General features: G+C 61.8%; 15 protein-coding genes. 7 read left to right on the forward strand and 8 right to left on the reverse strand.

The window, feature by feature from the left end; translation table 11 throughout:
- Positions 1 to 31 precede the first annotated feature (31 nt).
- On the reverse strand, positions 32 to 1,033 hold the full coding sequence (gene speB, locus ABIA48_RS03895; protein WP_108230635.1) for an agmatinase: 1,002 nt from the start codon (positions 1,031 to 1,033) through the stop codon (positions 32 to 34).
- 151 nt (positions 1,034 to 1,184) lie between these two features.
- On the opposite strand from speB, the gene ABIA48_RS03900 reads away from it, so the two are divergent.
- The 7 genes from ABIA48_RS03900 to ABIA48_RS03930 all read left to right on the forward strand — a co-directional run bounded on the left by ABIA48_RS03900 (position 1,185) and on the right by ABIA48_RS03930 (position 8,396).
- Positions 1,185 to 2,099 carry a LysR family transcriptional regulator gene (locus ABIA48_RS03900; protein ID WP_277529871.1) on the forward strand — a complete coding sequence of 305 codons (915 nt, stop codon included), beginning with the start codon at positions 1,185 to 1,187 and terminating at the stop codon, positions 2,097 to 2,099.
- A 69-nt stretch (positions 2,100 to 2,168) separates the two neighbouring features.
- On the forward strand, positions 2,169 to 3,677 hold the full coding sequence (locus tag ABIA48_RS03905) for a sigma-54-dependent transcriptional regulator (protein WP_007987345.1): 1,509 nt from the start codon (positions 2,169 to 2,171) through the stop codon (positions 3,675 to 3,677).
- 381 nt (positions 3,678 to 4,058) lie between these two features.
- Entirely contained in the window at positions 4,059 to 4,442 is a 384-nt protein-coding gene (gene gcvH, locus ABIA48_RS03910; protein ID WP_429487136.1) for a glycine cleavage system protein GcvH, read from the forward strand.
- 33 nt (positions 4,443 to 4,475) lie between these two features.
- Positions 4,476 to 5,732, forward strand: coding sequence for a serine hydroxymethyltransferase (gene glyA / locus ABIA48_RS03915; RefSeq protein ID WP_429487137.1), 1,257 nt, complete (start codon positions 4,476 to 4,478; stop codon positions 5,730 to 5,732).
- A gap of 169 nt (positions 5,733 to 5,901) precedes the next feature.
- Positions 5,902 to 6,891: a lipoyl synthase gene (lipA, locus tag ABIA48_RS03920; RefSeq protein ID WP_429487138.1), complete on the forward strand. Its 990-nt coding sequence runs from the start codon at positions 5,902 to 5,904 to the stop codon at positions 6,889 to 6,891.
- Between the two features lie 33 nt (positions 6,892 to 6,924).
- Complete coding sequence (locus ABIA48_RS03925) at positions 6,925 to 7,683, forward strand: M15 family metallopeptidase (RefSeq protein ID WP_429487139.1); 759 nt, start codon at positions 6,925 to 6,927, stop codon at positions 7,681 to 7,683.
- Positions 7,680 to 8,396: a L,D-transpeptidase family protein gene (locus ABIA48_RS03930; protein WP_429487140.1), complete on the forward strand. Its 717-nt coding sequence runs from the start codon at positions 7,680 to 7,682 to the stop codon at positions 8,394 to 8,396. The genes ABIA48_RS03925 and ABIA48_RS03930 overlap by 4 nt, the downstream gene beginning before the upstream one ends.
- A gap of 133 nt (positions 8,397 to 8,529) precedes the next feature.
- On the opposite strand, the gene ABIA48_RS03935 is transcribed toward ABIA48_RS03930, so the two are convergent.
- The 7 genes from ABIA48_RS03935 to ABIA48_RS03965 all read right to left on the reverse strand — a co-directional run bounded on the left by ABIA48_RS03935 (position 8,530) and on the right by ABIA48_RS03965 (position 18,016).
- On the reverse strand, positions 8,530 to 9,918 hold the full coding sequence (locus ABIA48_RS03935; RefSeq protein WP_429487141.1) for a purine-cytosine permease family protein: 1,389 nt from the start codon (positions 9,916 to 9,918) through the stop codon (positions 8,530 to 8,532).
- A gap of 46 nt (positions 9,919 to 9,964) precedes the next feature.
- A complete protein-coding gene (locus ABIA48_RS03940) occupies positions 9,965 to 10,705 on the reverse strand; it encodes a TorF family putative porin (RefSeq protein ID WP_429487142.1) in 741 nt (246 codons plus the stop codon).
- A gap of 109 nt (positions 10,706 to 10,814) precedes the next feature.
- Positions 10,815 to 12,554 carry an amidohydrolase gene (locus tag ABIA48_RS03945; protein ID WP_429487143.1) on the reverse strand — a complete coding sequence of 580 codons (1,740 nt, stop codon included), beginning with the start codon at positions 12,552 to 12,554 and terminating at the stop codon, positions 10,815 to 10,817.
- 18 nt (positions 12,555 to 12,572) lie between these two features.
- The gene (locus tag ABIA48_RS03950) at positions 12,573 to 14,369 is read right to left on the reverse strand and encodes an amidohydrolase (RefSeq protein WP_429492783.1); all 1,797 of its coding nucleotides are present in this window, start codon (positions 14,367 to 14,369) and stop codon (positions 12,573 to 12,575) included.
- A gap of 201 nt (positions 14,370 to 14,570) precedes the next feature.
- Positions 14,571 to 15,590, reverse strand: coding sequence for a helix-turn-helix transcriptional regulator (locus ABIA48_RS03955; RefSeq protein ID WP_429492785.1), 1,020 nt, complete (start codon positions 15,588 to 15,590; stop codon positions 14,571 to 14,573).
- A gap of 87 nt (positions 15,591 to 15,677) precedes the next feature.
- Entirely contained in the window at positions 15,678 to 16,520 is an 843-nt protein-coding gene (locus ABIA48_RS03960) for a nitrilase family protein (protein WP_429487144.1), read from the reverse strand.
- Positions 16,517 to 18,016 (reverse strand): purine-cytosine permease family protein, encoded by a 1,500-nt coding sequence (locus ABIA48_RS03965; protein ID WP_429487145.1) that lies wholly within the window; start codon positions 18,014 to 18,016, stop codon positions 16,517 to 16,519. Before ABIA48_RS03965 ends, ABIA48_RS03960 begins: the two co-directional genes overlap by 4 nt.
- Positions 18,017 to 18,051 lie beyond the last annotated feature (35 nt).

The raw sequence follows: 18,051 nt of genomic DNA on the forward strand, positions 1-18,051 counted from the left end.
CTCTGGTTTCTGAGCTTTGTGGTTTCGATGATCAGGCTGGAGTCGACTCGCTCTCGGCGGCGGCCCGCACCTTGCCACGTTCGTGGAAGATGAAACCAATGCTGTTGAGCAACAGTTGCGCGGCGAGGATCGAGGTCATGCCGGTCGGGTCGTACACCGGCGCCACTTCCACCAGGTCCATGCCGACGATGTTGCCCTTGCTGCGCTTGGCCAGGGCCTGGATGATTTCCAGTACTTCGTAGTAAAGGAAGCCGCCGTGGCTCGGGGTGCCGGTGCCGGGGGCGATAGACGGGTCGAAACCGTCGATGTCGATGGTGATGTAGTAGTTGATGTTCTGCGGGATCAGCGCCAGCACGCCCTCGACACCAAGGCGACGCACATCACGCACCGAGAGAATTTTCGAGCCGGCTTCATGGGCCGCTTCGTAGTCGTCGCGGTTGGACGACGACACGTTGCGGATGCCCATTTGGGTCATGCCGACAATGTGGTTCATTTCCGAGGCACGACGCAGCGGGTTGCCGTGGCCGTAGCGCACGCCGTGGCGTTCGTCGACGAAATCCAGGTGCGCATCGAAGTGAATGATGTGGATCGGGCCGCGGCCTTCGAAGGCCTTGATCACTGGCGCGTGCACCGAGTGGTCGCCGCCGAGCACCACCGGCATCACGCCGGCATCGAGGATCTTGCGTACGGCGTATTCGGTGTTCTTGTTACTGGTTTCCATGTCGGTATGCACGATGTCGGCATCACCGACGTCGACCATGCGTACGTCCGAAGCGGTGAGGTACATCACGTCATCTTCGTGGTCGTAGGCGCCGGCGTGGCCGAAGGAAAACAGCGTCGATGCTTCGCGAATCCCGCGTGGTCCGAAGCGTGCGCCGGAGCGCCACTGGGTGCCCATGTCGTTGGGTACGCCAAGCACCGCGACGTCGGCATCCAGCGCGTCCCAATCGGTGCACACCGGGGATTTGCCAAAGGTGCAATGCCCCACGAATGGCAGGTTCAGACGACCGGATTCATAACCGTTGTTCGACATTTCTAGCCTCTCCACTTCTTGTTATCGGCCTGGCGGACTGCAAGGCGACCGCCGTTGGAAAGACTATGGGCGCAGGTTTTCGTGGAAAAAATGCTAAACATCAGATACTCATATCGGCATTACCGATGCATCCACCAGCGGGAGGTTCCAGGTGATTCAGCTGCACGATGTCGATCTGAAGTTGCTCAGAGTATTTGCCACGATTGTCCGCTGTGGCGGCTTTTCCGCCGCGCAGGCGGCGTTGAACGCCGGGCAGTCAACCATCAGCGAACAGATGACCCACCTGGAAACCCGCCTCGGGGTCAAACTCTGCCAGCGCGGGCGCAGCGGCTTTCGCTTGACCGAGCAAGGCGTGGCGATCCATGAAGCCACCCAGCGCCTGCTGTCGGCGGTGGAAAATTTCTGCATGGACGCCGACGTACTCAAGCAGCACATCAGCGGCAAGCTCAACCTGGGGATCATCGACACCACGATTACCGACCCCGATTCGCCCATTCCGCGCACCACCCAGCGCTTCGTCTCCCGCGGGCATGACGTGCACCTGAACGTGTACGTCGGCACTCCGGCGGAGCTCGAAGAGCGCGTGCTCGACGGCCGGCTGCACCTGGCCATCGGGCACTTCCCGATCCATGTGCCGGGCCTGCAACACACACCGCTGTATCAGGAAGCCCTCGGTTTGTATTGCGGGCGGCGCCACCCGTTGTATGGCAGTCATGCCGAAGGCGAGGAACTGCTCGAAGAGGTTGGCGCAGGGCGGATCGTGGTGCGCGGCTACATGCAGCAATACGACCTGGAACACCTGGGCGTCAGCAAGGCGGCGGCCACCGTGGACAACATCGAGGCGTCGGCGATCCTGATCATCTCCGGCGCCTACATCGGTTTTCTGCCCGAACACTTCGCCAGCCAATGGCTCAAGACCGGCGAAATGCATCAACTGGCACCCGCGAGCTTGCGTCTGAAATCGCCGTTCGACGTGATCACCCGACGCGGTACGGCACCGCCGCCGATCCTCCAGGCGTTCCTCGAGGACCTGGCCGCCAGCGCCCGTAAAACCGGCACGCCGTGAGGTGACGCTCGCCAAATTGAAATTTTGCCGGGCATACTGATTTTAGTTCGCCAACCTTGCAGGCCCGTCATGCGCATCCACGTCACCTTCATCGACCGCGTCGGAATCACCCAGGAAGTGCTGGCCCTGCTCGGCGGACGCAGTTTCAATCTGGACGCCGTGGAGATGGTGCCGCCGAATGTCTACATCGACGCGCCGACCCTCGGTACCGAGGTGCTGGAGGAGCTGCGCGAAGCGCTTTTCGGTGTGCACGGCGTGCAAGCGGTGACCATGGTCGACATCCTCCCGGGGCAACGCCGGCGCCTGCAACTGGACGCATTGCTGGCAGCCAGTTCCGACCCGGTGCTGGCGGTGGATGATCGCGGCCATGTGCTGCTGGCCAACCCGGCGCTGATCGCCCTCTGCGGGCGTGAACCGGCCGGTGAATCGCTGACCGCACTGTTCGACGATGCCGATTTGCAGCGCACCCTGATCGCCCATCATTTCCGCCTGCCGATGCACGAGGTCAGCCTCGGCGGCCAGACCTTGCTCCTCGACGCCATGCCAATCACCGACGCCGGCGCCCTGCTCACCCTGTATCAACCCAATCGCATCGGCGAACGCCTGTCGGCGCTGCACCATGACCACGCCGAAGGCTTCGATGCGCTGCTCGGCGAATCGCCGCCGATCCGTGCGCTCAAGGCCCGCGCTCAGCGTGTAGCGGCCCTCGATGCGCCGTTGTTGATCCAGGGTGAAACCGGCACCGGCAAAGAACTCGTGGCCCGTGCCTGCCACGCGATCAGTCCACGGCACGATGCGCCGTTCCTCGCCCTGAACTGCGCGGCGCTGCCGGAGAGCCTGGCCGAAAGCGAGCTGTTCGGCTACGCCCCCGGCGCCTTCACCGGCGCACAACGGGGCGGCAAGCTCGGTCTGCTGGAACTGGCCGATCAGGGCACGGTGTTCCTCGATGAAGTGGGTGAAATGTCGCCTTATCTGCAAGCCAAGTTGCTGCGCTTTTTGAGCGATGGCTGCTTCCGTCGGGTCGGTGGCGACAAAGAGGTCCGGGTCAATGTGCGGGTACTCAGCGCCACCCACCGCGACCTGGAAAAAATGGTCGCCGAAGGACGTTTTCGCGAGGACCTGTTCTACCGCCTCAACGTGCTCAACCTGCAAGTACCGCCGCTACGCGAGCGCGGTCACGACATCCTGCTGATGGCCAATCACTTCATGCAACAGGCCTGCGCGCAGATCCAGCGACCGGTTTGTCGTTTGGCGCCGAGCACCTTCAGCGCCCTGCTCGGCAACCGCTGGCCAGGCAATGTGCGGCAATTGCAGAACGTGATCTTCCGTGCAGCGGCGATCTGCGAAAACCCGCTGGTGGACATCGACGACCTCGACATCGCCCGCACCGCCGTCGAGCGGCAAAACGACGGCGAAGTGGGCAGCCTGGAAGAGGCCGTTGGCGACTTTGAAAAGAACCTGCTGGAGCAGCTCTACCGCAGCTATCCGTCCAGTCGCTTGCTCGCTGCGCGGTTGCAGACGTCCCATAGCGCCATCGCGATTCGCTTGCGCAAGTACGGGATTCCCAACAAACCGTAAGACTGACTCGGTCAAAATGTGGGAGCGGGCTTGCTCGCGAAAGCGCCGTGTCAGGCAACACTGATGGTGAATGACACACCGCCTTCGCGAGCAAGCCCGCTCCCACAGGGGGATCAGTGTTGTTGCCGGATTCTCTGTCTGAAAATCGATACAACGTAGCGAAATCAAGACAACCACTTGCCTGCCAGCAATCACGGTGCTTGCGTCCGAGGCTTTACTTGCCTGTATTGATTTCAATACGGCACTCGTCGTTCCCTTCTTGTAAAAACACTTTAAGCCATTGATTTAAAACAACTAACAAACGTTGGCACCGCCCTTGCTATCACTCCTCCAACCCCGCTCGTCGCCCCGCCACGAGCCTTAAAACAATAAGGAGTTGAGATGAGCCAATTGCGTTTTACCGTCGATCACGAATGGTTGCGCCTTGAGAGCAATGGCCTGGTCACCGTCGGCATCACGGCGTTTGCCCAGCAGGCGCTGGGGGATGTGGTGTTCGTTCAGGTGCCTGAACTGGGCGCCTTCGATGCCGGCGCTGAAGTGTCGGTGCTGGAGTCGGTGAAAGCCGCCAGCAGTATCGGCATGCCGCTGGACGGTGAAGTGGTCGAGATCAACGCGACGCTCGAGAGCACCCCGGAATTGGTCAACGAAGACCCGTTGGGCGAAGGCTGGTTCTTCCGTTTCAAACCGGTCGATGTCGAGGCGTTGAGCGACTTGCTGGATCTGGACGCCTATGAACGCCTGACCGCCGAACACGCCGACGCTTGAAGCCCCCCACGAATCCAGAAAAAGGACCACACCATGTTCAGCAAACACGACCAGATCAAAGGCTACGACGATGAACTGCTGGCGGCGATGAACGCCGAGGATGCGCGGCAGGAACACCATATCGAACTGATCGCCTCGGAAAACTACACCAGCCAGCGGGTCATGCAGGCCCAGGGCAGCGGCCTGACCAACAAGTACGCCGAAGGCTATCCGGGCAAGCGCTATTACGGCGGCTGTGAACACGTCGATGTGGTCGAGCAACTGGCCATCGACCGTGCCAGACAACTGTTCGGCGCCGACTATGCCAACGTCCAGCCGCACTCCGGCAGCCAGGCCAACGCCGCGGTTTATCTGGCCCTGCTGCAAGCCGGCGACACCGTGCTCGGCATGAGCCTGGCCCACGGCGGCCACCTGACCCACGGCGCCAAGGTGAGTTTTTCCGGCAAGCTCTACAACGCCGTGCAGTACGGCATCGACACCACCACGGGCCTGATCGATTACGACGAAGTCGAGCGCCTGGCGGTCGAGCACAAGCCGAAGATGATCATCGCCGGGTTCTCGGCCTATTCGAAGACCCTGGACTTCCCGCGCTTCCGCCAGATCGCCGACAAGGTCGGCGCGTACTTCTTCGTCGACATGGCCCACGTCGCTGGCCTGGTGGCCACCGGTCTGTACCCGAACCCGTTGCCTTACGCCGACGTGGTCACCACTACCACCCACAAGACCCTGCGCGGCCCACGCGGCGGTTTGATACTGGCCAGGGCCAATCCCGAACTGGAGAAAAAACTTAACGCCGCCGTTTTCCCCGGCGGTCAGGGCGGCCCGTTGATGCACGTGATTGCCGCCAAGGCCGTGTGTTTCAAGGAGGCGCTGGAACCGGCATTCAAGACCTATCAGGCGCAAGTGATCCGCAATGCCCAGGCCATGGCGTCAGTTTTTATCGAACGTGGTTACGACGTGGTGTCTGGCGGCACTGACAACCATCTGTTCCTGGTCAGCCTGATCCGCCAGGGCCTGACCGGCAAGGACGCCGACGCCGCCCTCGGCCGCGCCGGCATCACCGTCAACAAGAACGCCGTGCCCAACGATCCGCAATCGCCGTTCGTGACGTCCGGCCTGCGCATCGGTACCCCTGCGATCACCAGCCGTGGTTTCAAGGAAGCGCAAAGCATCGCCCTGGCAGGCTGGATCTGCGACATCCTCGACCATCTGGGCGATGCCGATATCGAGGCCAACGTCGCCCGACAAGCGGCGGCCCTGTGCGCGGACTTCCCGGTCTACCGCGACTGATCACACAACACAAAACCCCTTGTGGGAAAAAACTCTGTGGGAGCGAGCTTGCTCGCGATGGCGGACTTTCATTCAACATCAATGCTGAATGTAATGGCCTCATCGCGAGCAAGCTCGCTCCCACAGGGTCTCCCACAGGTTATGTGCCCTGCCGCACAAGGAAAACACCATGAACGCCATTGTCGAATCAACCGGCAACAACCCGGCCAAGGTGGAGGTCGGCACCAAACTGCGCGGCGCGGACAAGGTCGCGCGGATTCCGGTGAAGATCATTCCCACGGATGAATTCCCGCGCAAACCCGACTGGATTCGCGTGCGCATGCCGATCTCCCCCGAGGTCGAGCGGATCAAGCAACTGTTGCGCAAGCACAAGCTGCACAGCGTCTGCGAAGAAGCCTCGTGCCCCAACCTCGGCGAGTGTTTTTCCGGTGGCACCGCCACGTTCATGATCATGGGCGACATCTGCACCCGTCGCTGCCCGTTCTGCGATGTCGGCCATGGCCGGCCCAAGCCGCTGGATGCCAACGAACCGATGAACCTGGCCGTGGCCATCGCCGAACTGCGCTTGAAGTACGTGGTGATCACCTCGGTGGATCGCGACGATTTGCGCGATGGCGGCGCCCAACACTTTGTCGATTGCCTGCGTGAGATCCGCAAGCTGTCGCCCGGCGTGCAACTGGAAACCCTGGTTCCGGATTATCGCGGACGCATGGACGTGGCCCTGGCGATCACCGCCACTGAACCGCCGGATGTGTTCAACCACAACCTGGAAACCGTACCGCGCCTGTACAAAGCCGCACGGCCGGGTTCGGACTTCGAATGGTCGCTGGACCTGCTGCAGAAATTCAAGCACGCGGTGCCCCACGTGCCGACCAAATCCGGGCTGATGCTGGGCCTTGGCGAAACCGACGAGGAAGTCATCGAAGTCATGCAGCGCATGCGCGAGCACGACATCGACATGCTGACCCTCGGCCAGTATCTGCAGCCCTCCCGCAGTCACTTGCCGGTGCAGCGCTTCGTGCACCCGGACACCTTTGCCTGGTTCGCCGAGGTAGGTGCGCGCATGGGCTTCAAGAACGTCGCGTCCGGGCCGCTGGTGCGCTCGTCCTATCACGCCGATCAACAACTTCATGGAGGTGCAGGCGGTTTCAAGCCATGATGAGTTGACTGGTCATGCATGGAGCCGTTCCCGATGTCTCGTTCACCCTGCCTATTGATGCTGTGCCTGAGCCTTGCCTTGCCGTGCATGGCCGACGAGCCGAAACCCGGGCACATGGTGTATCTGCGTGCGGTCGACCCGGGCATCGTGCAGGACATCCGCTACGCCAGCGCCCACAACTTTACCGGACACCCGCTCGACGGTTATCAGGCGCCGGAGTGCCTGCTGTCCGTGGACGCCGCCAAAGCCCTGGCCCGAGTGCAAACGGCGCTGAACGCCGAGGGTTACGGTTTGAAGGTATTCGACTGTTATCGCCCGGTGCGGGCGGTGGCGGACATGGGCCGCTTCGCCAACGAGCCCGGTGACCCGCTCAAGACCGAATTCTATCCACGGGTCGACAAGCAGGACTTCTGGCGCTTGGGTTACGTGGCTCGGGTGTCCAATCACTCCCGGGGCAACACCGTCGACCTGACCCTGACCGGCCCCGACGCCCTGCCTGCCGATACCTGGACGCCATCCGCGCATCCGGTGGATTGCACGGCACCCTACGGCCAGCGCTGGCACGACGGCGCGCTCGACATGGGCACCGGGTTCGATTGCTTCGATGAACGGGCGCACACCGATTCGGCGCTGATCAACGCCACGGCCAAAGCCAATCGCCAGCGACTCAACAGCGCGATGGAAAAAGAGGGTTTCAGCGGTTATTCGGCCGAGTGGTGGCACTTCACGTACAACGCAAATACGCAGAAACCGGACGTCATGGACTTCCCCATTACGCCGTTGGCGCCATGAACAATCTGCTCAAAACCCTGTTGCTGCTGTTTTTTCCATGGGTGGCGATGGCCCAAGGACTCGACGGCAGCGATCAGCTGATCGTGGTCACCAGTAAAAACTGGGATGACGTTCAAGCCACTGCTCAGCGCTATGAGCGGCACGGCAAGACCTTTGAAAAATTCGAAGCGCCGTTTGCGGTGGTGCTCGGCAAAAATGGCATGGGCTGGGGCAAGGGGCTGCTCGACGTCGGGCAACCTGAAGGACCGGTGAAACAGGAAGGCGATGGCAAGGCCCCGGCCGGAATGTTCAAGCTGGGCACGGCGTTTGGCTACGGGCCTTCCGCCGAAACCCGCCTGGCCTATCTGGCCTTGACGCCAACTATCGAATGCGTGGACGACAGTCAGTCTGCACGCTACAACGAATTGGTCGACGGCGCGGTGGTTGCGAAGGACTGGACCAGTTCCGAACGCATGCGCCGCAGCGATGACTTGTACCGCCAAGGCATTTTCATCGAGCACAACACTCCGGCCAGCCCCACTGCCGGCTCGTGCATTTTCTTCCACATCTGGCGCGGCCCCACGGCACCGACCCGCGGCTGTACGGCCATGGACCCGGCAAATATCGCGCAGTTATTAAACTGGCTGGACCCGGGCAAATCCCCGGTGCTGGTGCAACTGCCGCAAGCGCAGTACGAGCAGTTGCGTGAGCGTTGGAGCCTGCCAGCACGTTAATCACGCCTGGCACCGAACCTGTGGCGAGGGGGCTTGCCCCCGTTGGACTGCGCAGCAGGCCATCTTTTAGGGCCGCTTCGCGCCCCAACGGGGGCAAGCCCCCTCGCCACAAAAGCTCGCCGCTCTTCCTGTGTTAACCCCGTTCAACCACCACGCCACTCATCGACGGCCTGGCCAGCGCGTAATAAATCCCCCCCGGTACCAACAACCCGACGATCCACGAAATATCCACACCGCCCAGTTGCGCAACCATCGGCCCGGAGTAGAAATGGGTGTCGACAAAGGGCAACTGGATCAACACGCCAATCACGTACACGCTGATCCCCAGCACGTTCCAGCGACCGTATCGCCCTGCCGGGTCGGACAATGCCGGGATGTCGTAACGTTCCTTGTTGATGAAGTAGTAATCCACCAGGTTGATCGCGCTCCACGGAGTGAAGAACGTCAGCAAAAACAGGATGAAGTACTTGAACGAGTTGAGAAACGAGTACTGCCCCAGCAACGCCAGCGTGGTGGATGCCGCGACGATCAGCAGCACAAACAGCATGCGCTGGCGGGCGGTGATTTCCAGGCGACGGCAGAAACCGCTGAGGATGGTCGCCACGCACATGAAACTGCCGTAGGCGTTGAGGGTCGACACCGTGACCTTGCCGAACACAATGCTCAGGTACAGCAGGGACGCGATCACCCCGCTACTGCCCAGACCGACAATGGTCGCCACTTCGTGCCCACGGAAATTCGCCCCGGCCAATGCGGCGGCGAACACCCCCAGCACCATCGAAGCCTGAGCCCCCAGCACCGTGCCCAGGCCCACGGCAGCGAAGGTTTTCCACGATGAAGTCTTGCTCGGCAGGTAACGCGAATAATCCGCCACATAAGGACCGAACGCGATCTGCCAGGACGCCGAGAGTGACACCGCCAGCAGGAAGGTGCTCCAGCCAAAATGACGATTGTCGAGCAGCAGGCCGATATCGTTGAGGGTCATCAACCGGGTGAACAGGTAGGCGAAGGCGATGATGCCCAGCACGCTGGCCACCCGCCCGACCAGGTGAATCACCCGATAACCGAAGATTGTCAGGAACGCGATGCACGCCGCGAAAATCAGGATGCCGGCGCTGTCGCTGACGTTGATCAACTGCGCAATCGCCTGCCCCGACAACACCGCGCCGGTGGCACTGAAACCGAGGTACATCAGGCACACCAGGACAATAGGGATCGCCGCGCCATACACCCCGAACTGCACACGACTGGAGATCATCTGCGGCAGGCCGAGCTTCGGCCCTTGCGCTGCGTGCAACGCCACCACGGCACCGCCGAATAGCTGACCGATGAGCAAGCCGATGAGTGACCAGAACACATCGCCGCCCAGCACCACGGCCAGGGCGCCGGTGACGATGGCAGTGATTTGCAGGTTGGCGCCGAGCCACAGGGTGAACTGGCTGTAGAGACTGCCGTGACGCTCGGCCTCGGGGATGAAATCGATCGAACGGGTTTCGATCAGGGGACTTCGTTGCACACTCATGACGGTGTTTCCTTTGAGGAACTGTTTTTGTTATCAGAGATAGAACTCAGAAGGTCTTGGTGGCGCTCGCCACCACCGTGGCCGAGCACAGATCGTCATAGCCATACCAGCCACTGCACTCGCTTTTCGACAGGTCGGTGTCGACATAACTCAGGCCCCAGGTCACGCCGACGAAATCGCGGGTCAGCTTGGCTTCCCACTCGTAGTAAGCCTCGCGGTTGTCGCCGTTGGCGGACCAGAAGGCCGGGTCTTTCACATCGTTGCGTCCCACGCGCAGCTCCAGGCCGACCTCGGCCGGCAGCGCGATTTTATAGCCCAGATAGGTGTAGAGCGTGTCTTGGTCTTCGCCGAAAGCGTTCGGTGTGTCCTTCGAGTAATAGGCGCCAAGCTTCACGCCGTACACGTCGAGAATGGCGTAGACCTCGCTCAGGTTGAATTCTGAATTTTTCGGATAGTCGTACTTGATGTAGCCCAGATCGAGGCTGATCGCGTCCGTCGCCTGCCAGTAGTAACCGGCGTAGTACTCAAGTTCCTGCCGGGTATCGAAGCCGCCACCGAAATCCACGTTGGAGGTCCAGGCGCCAATGTACAGGCCGCTGCTGTGCAGCAATGTTGCGCCGGCCTGGGCCGCCGGATCGCCCAGGGTCTGCGAGATGCCGCGGCTACGGTAGTCGCTGACGACGCCCAGGGTCATGTCCAGGCTGAAGTCATCGTTGAGGGCCAGGGCCTGGCTGGTCAAAGGCGCCAATGCCAGTGCGGCGAGGGTCAAAGCTGAAAGTACGTTCATGCGCTTCTCTTGTTTTTATGGGGATACGGGGAATTTCAGCCACGGCGCTGCCAGACCCGTCGCAATGCGAGGGGCCTGGCAGTTTTCAGGCAATGCGGTTGAACGCAGGTCAGGACGCGGGCGCGTAGACCTGCTTGCCGGCGAAGAAGGTGTTCAAGACTTTGGTCTCGAACAGTTCGTCATCGCTGACCTTGAACACATCGCGGTCGAGGATGATCAGGTCAGCCTGTTTGCCCGGCGCCAGCGAACCGATCTGCTGCTCCAGGCGCAGGGTTTTGGCGGCGTTGAGGGTGTAGGCGTAGAACATGGTCTGGCGATCGATGCTCTCCTTGGCATTGAGCACACCGAGCGGCCCTTTGCGCGTACTGGCCTGGGCAATGGCGTTGAACGGATTGGGGCTGGACACTGGCCAGTCACTGCCGCCGGCAATCACTGCGCCGGCGTCATGCAGCGATCGGGCGGGATACTGGTAACCGTAGGCGAAAGCGCTGATGTAGGGTTTGACCAGTTCGACAGTGTAGGTCTCGCCGGTGGCCCACAGCAGTTGCATGGAGGCGATCACCCCCAGTTGCTTGAAGCGCGCAAACTCCTTGGGATTGACCAGTTGCAGGTGAGCGATGCTGTGCGGCACCGGCGTCGGGTTGAGCTTGCGCGCATAAGCCACGCCATTGAGCGACTCACGCACCGCACGGTCGCCGACCGCATGCATGTGCACGATCCAGCCACGCTTTTCTGCCGCCACCACCAACTCACCGAAGTGCGTCGGGTCGATCAGTAGCTGACCGTTCTTGTGGCTGTTCTTGAACGGCACGATGACCGCGGCGGTCTGCCCCGGAAATTCGAGAATGCCATCGGTGAACACCTTGATGCCGGGGAATGTCAGGTTGGGAACGCCTTCGAACTGCTGCATCACCGTGGCGATCACTTCCAGATCGGCCGGGCGGCTCTTCGGGTTGGTGACCATCAATGCCGCGACGTGAGCACTGAGTTCACCGTTCTGCGCCAGCGCCTTGTACAGCGGCAGCACGCCGACACTTTCCGTGGTGGCCTTGAAATCGAACAGCGAATCCTCACTGCCGCCGTTCGCCGCAGCGTCCATCCAGGCGGTGATGCCGTATTGATTGTTGACCCTCACCGCCTCGCGAGCGGCTTTGAGCATGGTCTCCGGGCTGGGCGCGGGGATCCCGCCGCGCACCACGTCCCAGCGGGATTCGGCAAAGTAGCCGTTAGGTGTGAAGTCCTGTTCATGCCCGATATAACCGCGGTCTTTTTCCGGCAAGCTTTTAACCAGTGCTGCGTCGATATTCAGGCGCTTGAGCATCGCGTTGTTGGCCCAACCGGTGTGGCCGTCGATGCCGCTGAAGACAATCGGCTGATCGGCCCAACGCCCCTGATTGAACACTTTGCCGAGTTCACGGCTTTTCTCCCAATAGGCCGAACTGACCCCGGCGACGCTGATCACATCACCGGCCCGGGCACGGCCGGCCTTGTCCTCCTCGATCAACCATTGCTCCAGTTCCGGCAAGGGTTTGACCTCGTCCAGCAGGTTGGCCTTCATGTTGTCAAAAGCGCCCACGACCGGGTGGCTATGGGTGTCGATCATGCCTGGCATCAACACCTTGCCCGCCAGGTCGATGCGCTGGGTCCCGGCATCGGCCAGGGCATTGATTTCAGCATCGCTGCCGACCTTGAGGATCTTGCCGTCTTGCACCGCAACAGCCTGCACCAGCGCCTGGCCGGGTTCGGCGGTAAAGACCTTGCCGTTGAACAACACCAGGTCGGCGGCGGCCATCGCTTGCACCGACGATAACGCCAGTGCGGCGGCCAACAGGTTTGGAATAAATCGCATCGGAACACTCTCTGGTTTTTATTGGACGGATCGGGAAGTAACGACTTGGGAAGCAACCTGTGGAGCGAGCCCGAGGAACGGCGCCTTGGCCCATACGACCTTGCCGCCGACCAACGTCAGCAGCACGTCGTTGCGACCCAACGCCTCCTCGGGCACCTGCATGAAGTTCTTGTCGAGCACGATCAGGTCAGCGAACTTGCCGACTTCGACCGAGCCCAGCACCGCATCCAGCTTCAGCTGCCGGGCGGCATTGAGGGTGATGCTGCGCAGCACTTCGGCTCGCGACATGGCCGGTTCGGCATTGAGTCGCCCGGCATACTTCGGTCCATAGCTGTGCGGATTGGTGGGGTCGCCGGAGCGGGTGACCCCGACTTTCAGCGCCAGGAACTCATCGAGGGGATCGACTGGCCAGTCGCTGCCAAACGCCACACGACCGCCAGCATGGGCGATGCTGCCCGAGGGTTCCATGCGTTCGAATCGCTCGGCGCCGAGGTGATCGCTGGTGCCGTCGACCGTGGACGGCGCCTGCTGCGCCCACTGGAACGACATGGTGGCCGTGACGTCCAGTGCCTTGAAGCGTGGGTAGTCGGCAGGGTCGACCGACTCGGCGTGGGCGATGGCCGGGCGGAAGTCTTGACCGGGCAGTTCCTTGCGCACGTAGGCGACGCTGTCCAGTGCGTCCCGCACCGCGCGCTCACCGGTGGCGTGCAGGTGCGGATCGAAACCGGCCTTGACCGCTTGCAGCAACAGCGGATTGAGCACCTGCGGCGGGAAGTACAATTCGCCCAGGTTCTTGCCCGGTGTCCACTTCGGCGCCTGTTCGGTGCCGCTGTTGTGCAGATACGGGGTCAACATGGCGCCGGTGTCCGCCGGGGCATTGATGATGCCGTCCATGAACAGTTTGACGTGGCGCATGTTCACGCCCGGCGCGACATGCACTTCGCCCTGGTCGTAGGTGTTGGCCAGGGCCTTGGCCTCGGCGATGGTTTTCACCGGGTCGGCGGCAGCGGCGGCCGGGTCCAGCTTGATCGCCAGCAAGGCCCGGGCGGTCAGTTCGCCGGTTTTTTGCAGACGGGTAAAGGCCTTGCCGTTTTCCGGCCCCGACAGGGCATCGAAGAAGCTGGTGATGCCCTGCTGGCGCATGGCGTCGAGGGCCGCACGGGTCTGGTTGAGTTTTTCTGCGTCGGTCGCGGGTGGCACCACGGCGGCCAACGATTCGGCGGCGCCGTCCTCGCAGATGCCGTTCGGGTTGCCGGTGCTGTCACGTCGGTACTTGCCGTCTTCGGGGTCGGCGGTGTTCTTGTTGATCCCGGCCAGTTCCAGGCCGCGAGAGTTGGTCAACACGGTGTGAAAATCGGTGGAGCGCACCTGAATCGGGCGCCGGGTCTTGAGCGCGTCCAGGGTCGATTTGTCAGCGTCGCCGTCAAGCCCGGTCATGCCTATACGATCCCAACTGCCGACTTCCAGCCAGACATCCGGACCCTTGTCCTTCTCGGCATCGAGGCAGGCCTGGATGCTCGCCTGAAACTGCGCGCGGGTCATGGTCTGGTATTTCAGATCGCACAGCGTCATGGCACGACCGCCATCCCCCGGATGCATGTGCGCATCGACGAACCCCGGCATCAGCATGCGCCCGGCCAGGTCGATCAGTTGGGTTTGCTTGCCGATGTAGCCATCGACCCCGGCATCGCTGCCCACGTAGACAATCTTGCCGCCGGAAATCGCGATGGCCTGTTGCACGGAATCCTGGCCATCGACGGTGTAGACGTAGCCATTGCGCATGACCGTGTCGGCGGGCGTCGCGCCCAATGCCATGCAGGAAAACGCCGTTGTCGACGCAACGGCGATGAACAACCTGGAAAGTCTCAAATGCCTCACCCCTGTTCTTATTGTTTTGAAGCGGCCCGAAGCGACTGCACAAGCCCTTGATAGACAGGGACTACCCTATAGGGCGCGGCGCTCGAATGGACCTCTGCAAATGAGGAGGGGGCAGGCAAATAATTGAAACGGCGGGGATTAATCCCGGCGCACGGACTCCGCCAGCGTACCCGGCGAACGCAGGACGGAGCCCAGCTCCACCTTGCTTTTCACACCGAGCTGCAAGTAGCAATTACGCAGGTAGGTGCGCACGGTCGCGGGGCTCAGGGCGAGGAGTTTGGCGATCTCTTTGTAGGAATGGCCGGCGGCGAACAGCATCGCTGCGGTGCGTTCCCGTGGCGCCAGACCGTCCCCGCCCGACGGTGCTTCGAGGGACAGGATAACGTGTTCGGCGTTGGGGCTGAGGGTCAGGGCGCAGCGGCCCAGGCGGATCACGCAGGGGGCTTTGGACAATTGCGCAACGACTTCGACCGGCAGTGTCGAACCGCTCCAGCCGGGCAATTCGCGCTGGATTGCGGCGCACAACCTGGCGCCGACATAGAGCAGACTGCCGTCCAGGCGCGCGATCCCGGAGTCGCTCGCACCATGGTCGGTGTCGAAGCGGATCATGTCCTGCACCTGAAACCGCCACAGCTGGAACAGGTGTTCGCAGTAAGCCGCAAACAGCTCGCCTTCCGTTTCATTGAATGCCTGCTCATGCTCACCACGGTAGAGGCAGACGAAGAACATCAAGCCGCTTTCCGGCAGTTCGAAGGTGATGCACATCAAATGAAACAGGTCGTGACGCCGGGCGAAGTCGTTGACCGCTTCACAGGGGTCATTGAAACCGCTGTCGCGCAACACCTCGCCAGGTTGATTCAAGGTGGTATGGGAGAATTTGTCGTTGGCCGCTACCGGATGCCATTCGGCAACAAAGGATTCGGGCAGGTTGATGCGTCCGTGCATCCAGCTTTGGGTGGTCACGCTGCTCGGTGAGGACATCTCGCCCCACCAGGCAGACGCGAACGGCACCAGGGGACTGAAAGCCTGCACGCCATCGGCGATGAAGCGTGACGCCCCGCTCTCCCGCGCCAGCCGGCCAAGGTGCAATACGCAATGATTGAACGCCTTGAGCGTGGCCATCGTCGCGTCACCGCCGACCTTGTTACCCTCCCCCATCATTTCGATCCCGTTCACTGCATGGCCTTTCGTCTCGACGATGCCATAGGCCCGTGATGGGCGTCCAGCACGCAATGACATCAACGGTTACAAACTGCTGTTCAACCCGTACAACCGTGGCCTGCGGTCCTGGTGCAAGTCATTGCGGGCGCTGATGCGCTTGTTGCGCGCCTCGGCCAGATTCAGCGTGGCCAGCAAAATCTGCTCGCCACCCTGCTCCGCCGGCCCGGCCAACGGATAGCCGTCGGCGTCGACAATAACCGAGCCCTGGACCCAGCCGACGCCGCGCTCATGACCATAGCGGTCACACGCGGCAATGAACATCCGGTTCACCGACGCATTGGCCTGCACCCGCAGCACCTCCGCCGGGCGCTCGGTTTGCGGCCGCGGACCGTCGGGCCAGTTGACCGGCGCGCACAACAGATCGGCCCCGGCCAGTGCCGGCAGTCGCACCCACTCGGGAAACTCCAGGTCGTAGCAAATCAGCATGCCGAGACGCCCATGAACCGTCTCGACCACCGGTGGCGCGGCATCGCCGGCGCTGAAGATTTCTTTTTCGGCATCCCACAGATGCGCCTTGCGGTACACCGCACGCAGCCCATTGGCGTCGATCATCGCCGCGCTGTTAGCCAGTTCATTACCGGGCAGGCGTTCGCAGAATCCGCCGACGATCACCAGGTTCAACTCCCGTGCCAGGGACTGCCACAGTTGCAAGGTCGGACCGTCGGCGGGTTCCGCCAGGGACAGCGCTTCGTCGCGGTCGGCAAACAGATAGCCGCTCTGCACCAGTTCGGGCAACACGACAACCTGCGCGCCCAGGTACGCCGCCTGACGAATCGCACGTTCGGTGAGCGTGCGGTTATAAGCCAGGTCGCCGATTTTCGGTGCCAATTGGCAGCAGGCGACCACGGTATTTTTTACGCTGTTCAACGCCCTGCCTCCGCAGATGAATGGGTCATGGCGACGATGTCGCTTTCGCTCAGCGCGTCGATCACCCGGCGCTCGGCGGCCAGATCAATCGAGCGGCTGAGCAGGTAATAGGTCAGCCCCGACACCACCAGGCCCACCAGCCAGGCGATGTCCACGCCTTCGAGCACCCGCGCCAGCGGGCCGACGAAAACCTCTTTGCCGGCGGCGGCATCGAAGATGTAGAAGAACGGCACCATCGCGGCGAAGCCGATCAGGTACGAGACAATGCCGCGAAATTGCCAGGCGCCGTAGATGCCCTTTGGCGTGAAGAAATGCGGGATCGCATAGCGGCCCTTGCGCACGAAGAAGTAGTCCACCAGGTTGACGGCGGTCCACGGCACGAGGAAGTACAGCAACAGCACCAGAAAGGTGTTCAACAGCGCGATGCCGTCCCCTTTGATCGATAGCACGCAGGTCAACAGAATCACGCTGATCACACTGATCGACAGCACGCGGGCGCGGGGAGTCGGGGTGATTTTCTTGATCGAGTCGACACCGGTCAGCAGCGTCAGCATGGCGCTGTAGGTGTTGAGCGCGATGATCGGCAGGAAGCCCGCCACCGAGACGATCACCAGCAGGTTACCCAGCCCCGGCACCATCGAAGAGCCGACCTGATTCAACGCAACCAGCGCGTCTGCCGCTTTCAACTGCTGCGCCAGCCAGGCGCCGAGGCCGATCATCCAGCTGCCGGACAACGAGGCACCGATGAACACCGCCGCGATCAATTTCACCCGGCTGGTGTTTTTCGGCAGGTAACGGGAATAGTCGGACACGTAGGGCGCATAGGAAATGTTGTAGCTGGCACCGATGGCGAACAGCGTGGCGAAAGCCACCCAGTTGAAGCCCAGATCGGTCGCCGGTGCAACGCCCTCCTGACCCGCACCGAACATCAGGGCAATGGTCACCAGGGCGTACAGCGGCAAGGTCGCCAGCAAGGCCCACTTGAACGCCTTGTGCATCAGGTCGTGGCCGTAGATCGACAACAGCGCACCGATCAGCACCACGGCGACGGCGACGATGGTCGGGTCGATGCCAAACACGTGCTCCAGGCCATTCATGATCAGCGAGATGTTCACCACGTTGAAGCCGACGAACACGAACATCGTCGCCATCAACGCCAGGATGACCCCGCGATAACCGAACTGGGCGCGGGACTGGATCATTTGCGGCAGGCCCATTTCCGGGCCCTGGGAGCCGTGGAACGCCATGAAAATGGTGCCGAACATGATGCCCAGGGCACCGGCGAGCATGGTCCACAGTGCTGACAAGCCGAGGCTCGGGCCGACAAAACCGATGGAGATGGTGAAGAAGTGAAAGTTGCCCAGGAACCAGAACGGTCCCTGGCTGCTGAGTTTGGCGTGACGTTCGTTTTCCGGAATGTAATCGATGGAGTGGCCTTCGATGGCCAATCCGCCGCTCGTCTCGGCGGCGTGCGCAGACACTGGGGAACCTGACATACGATTGTTCCTATGCTGTTGTTTGTTGTTTTTGT

The sequence above is a fragment of the Pseudomonas sp. S30_BP2TU TE3576 genome, from assembly GCF_050436025.1.
Lineage (GTDB): Bacteria > Pseudomonadota > Gammaproteobacteria > Pseudomonadales > Pseudomonadaceae > Aquipseudomonas.

Bases quoted from the DNA above. Each gene is read 5' to 3' on its own strand.
- speB (WP_108230635.1), bottom strand. From the start codon at position 1,033: ATGTCGAACAACGGTTATGAATCCGGTCGTCTGAACCTGCCATTCGTG.
- ABIA48_RS03905 (WP_007987345.1), top strand. From the start codon at position 2,169: ATGCGCATCCACGTCACCTTCATCGACCGCGTCGGAATCACCCAGGAA.
- gcvH (WP_429487136.1), top strand. From the start codon at position 4,059: ATGAGCCAATTGCGTTTTACCGTCGATCACGAATGGTTGCGCCTTGAG.
- glyA (WP_429487137.1), top strand. From the start codon at position 4,476: ATGTTCAGCAAACACGACCAGATCAAAGGCTACGACGATGAACTGCTG.
- lipA (WP_429487138.1), top strand. From the start codon at position 5,902: ATGAACGCCATTGTCGAATCAACCGGCAACAACCCGGCCAAGGTGGAG.
- ABIA48_RS03925 (WP_429487139.1), top strand. From the start codon at position 6,925: ATGTCTCGTTCACCCTGCCTATTGATGCTGTGCCTGAGCCTTGCCTTG.
- ABIA48_RS03930 (WP_429487140.1), top strand. From the start codon at position 7,680: ATGAACAATCTGCTCAAAACCCTGTTGCTGCTGTTTTTTCCATGGGTG.
- ABIA48_RS03935 (WP_429487141.1), bottom strand. From the start codon at position 9,918: ATGAGTGTGCAACGAAGTCCCCTGATCGAAACCCGTTCGATCGATTTC.
- ABIA48_RS03940 (WP_429487142.1), bottom strand. From the start codon at position 10,705: ATGAACGTACTTTCAGCTTTGACCCTCGCCGCACTGGCATTGGCGCCT.
- ABIA48_RS03945 (WP_429487143.1), bottom strand. From the start codon at position 12,554: ATGCGATTTATTCCAAACCTGTTGGCCGCCGCACTGGCGTTATCGTCG.
- ABIA48_RS03950 (WP_429492783.1), bottom strand. From the start codon at position 14,369: ATGGCATTGGGCGCGACGCCCGCCGACACGGTCATGCGCAATGGCTAC.
- ABIA48_RS03955 (WP_429492785.1), bottom strand. From the start codon at position 15,590: ATGGGGGAGGGTAACAAGGTCGGCGGTGACGCGACGATGGCCACGCTC.
- ABIA48_RS03965 (WP_429487145.1), bottom strand. From the start codon at position 18,016: ATGTCAGGTTCCCCAGTGTCTGCGCACGCCGCCGAGACGAGCGGCGGA.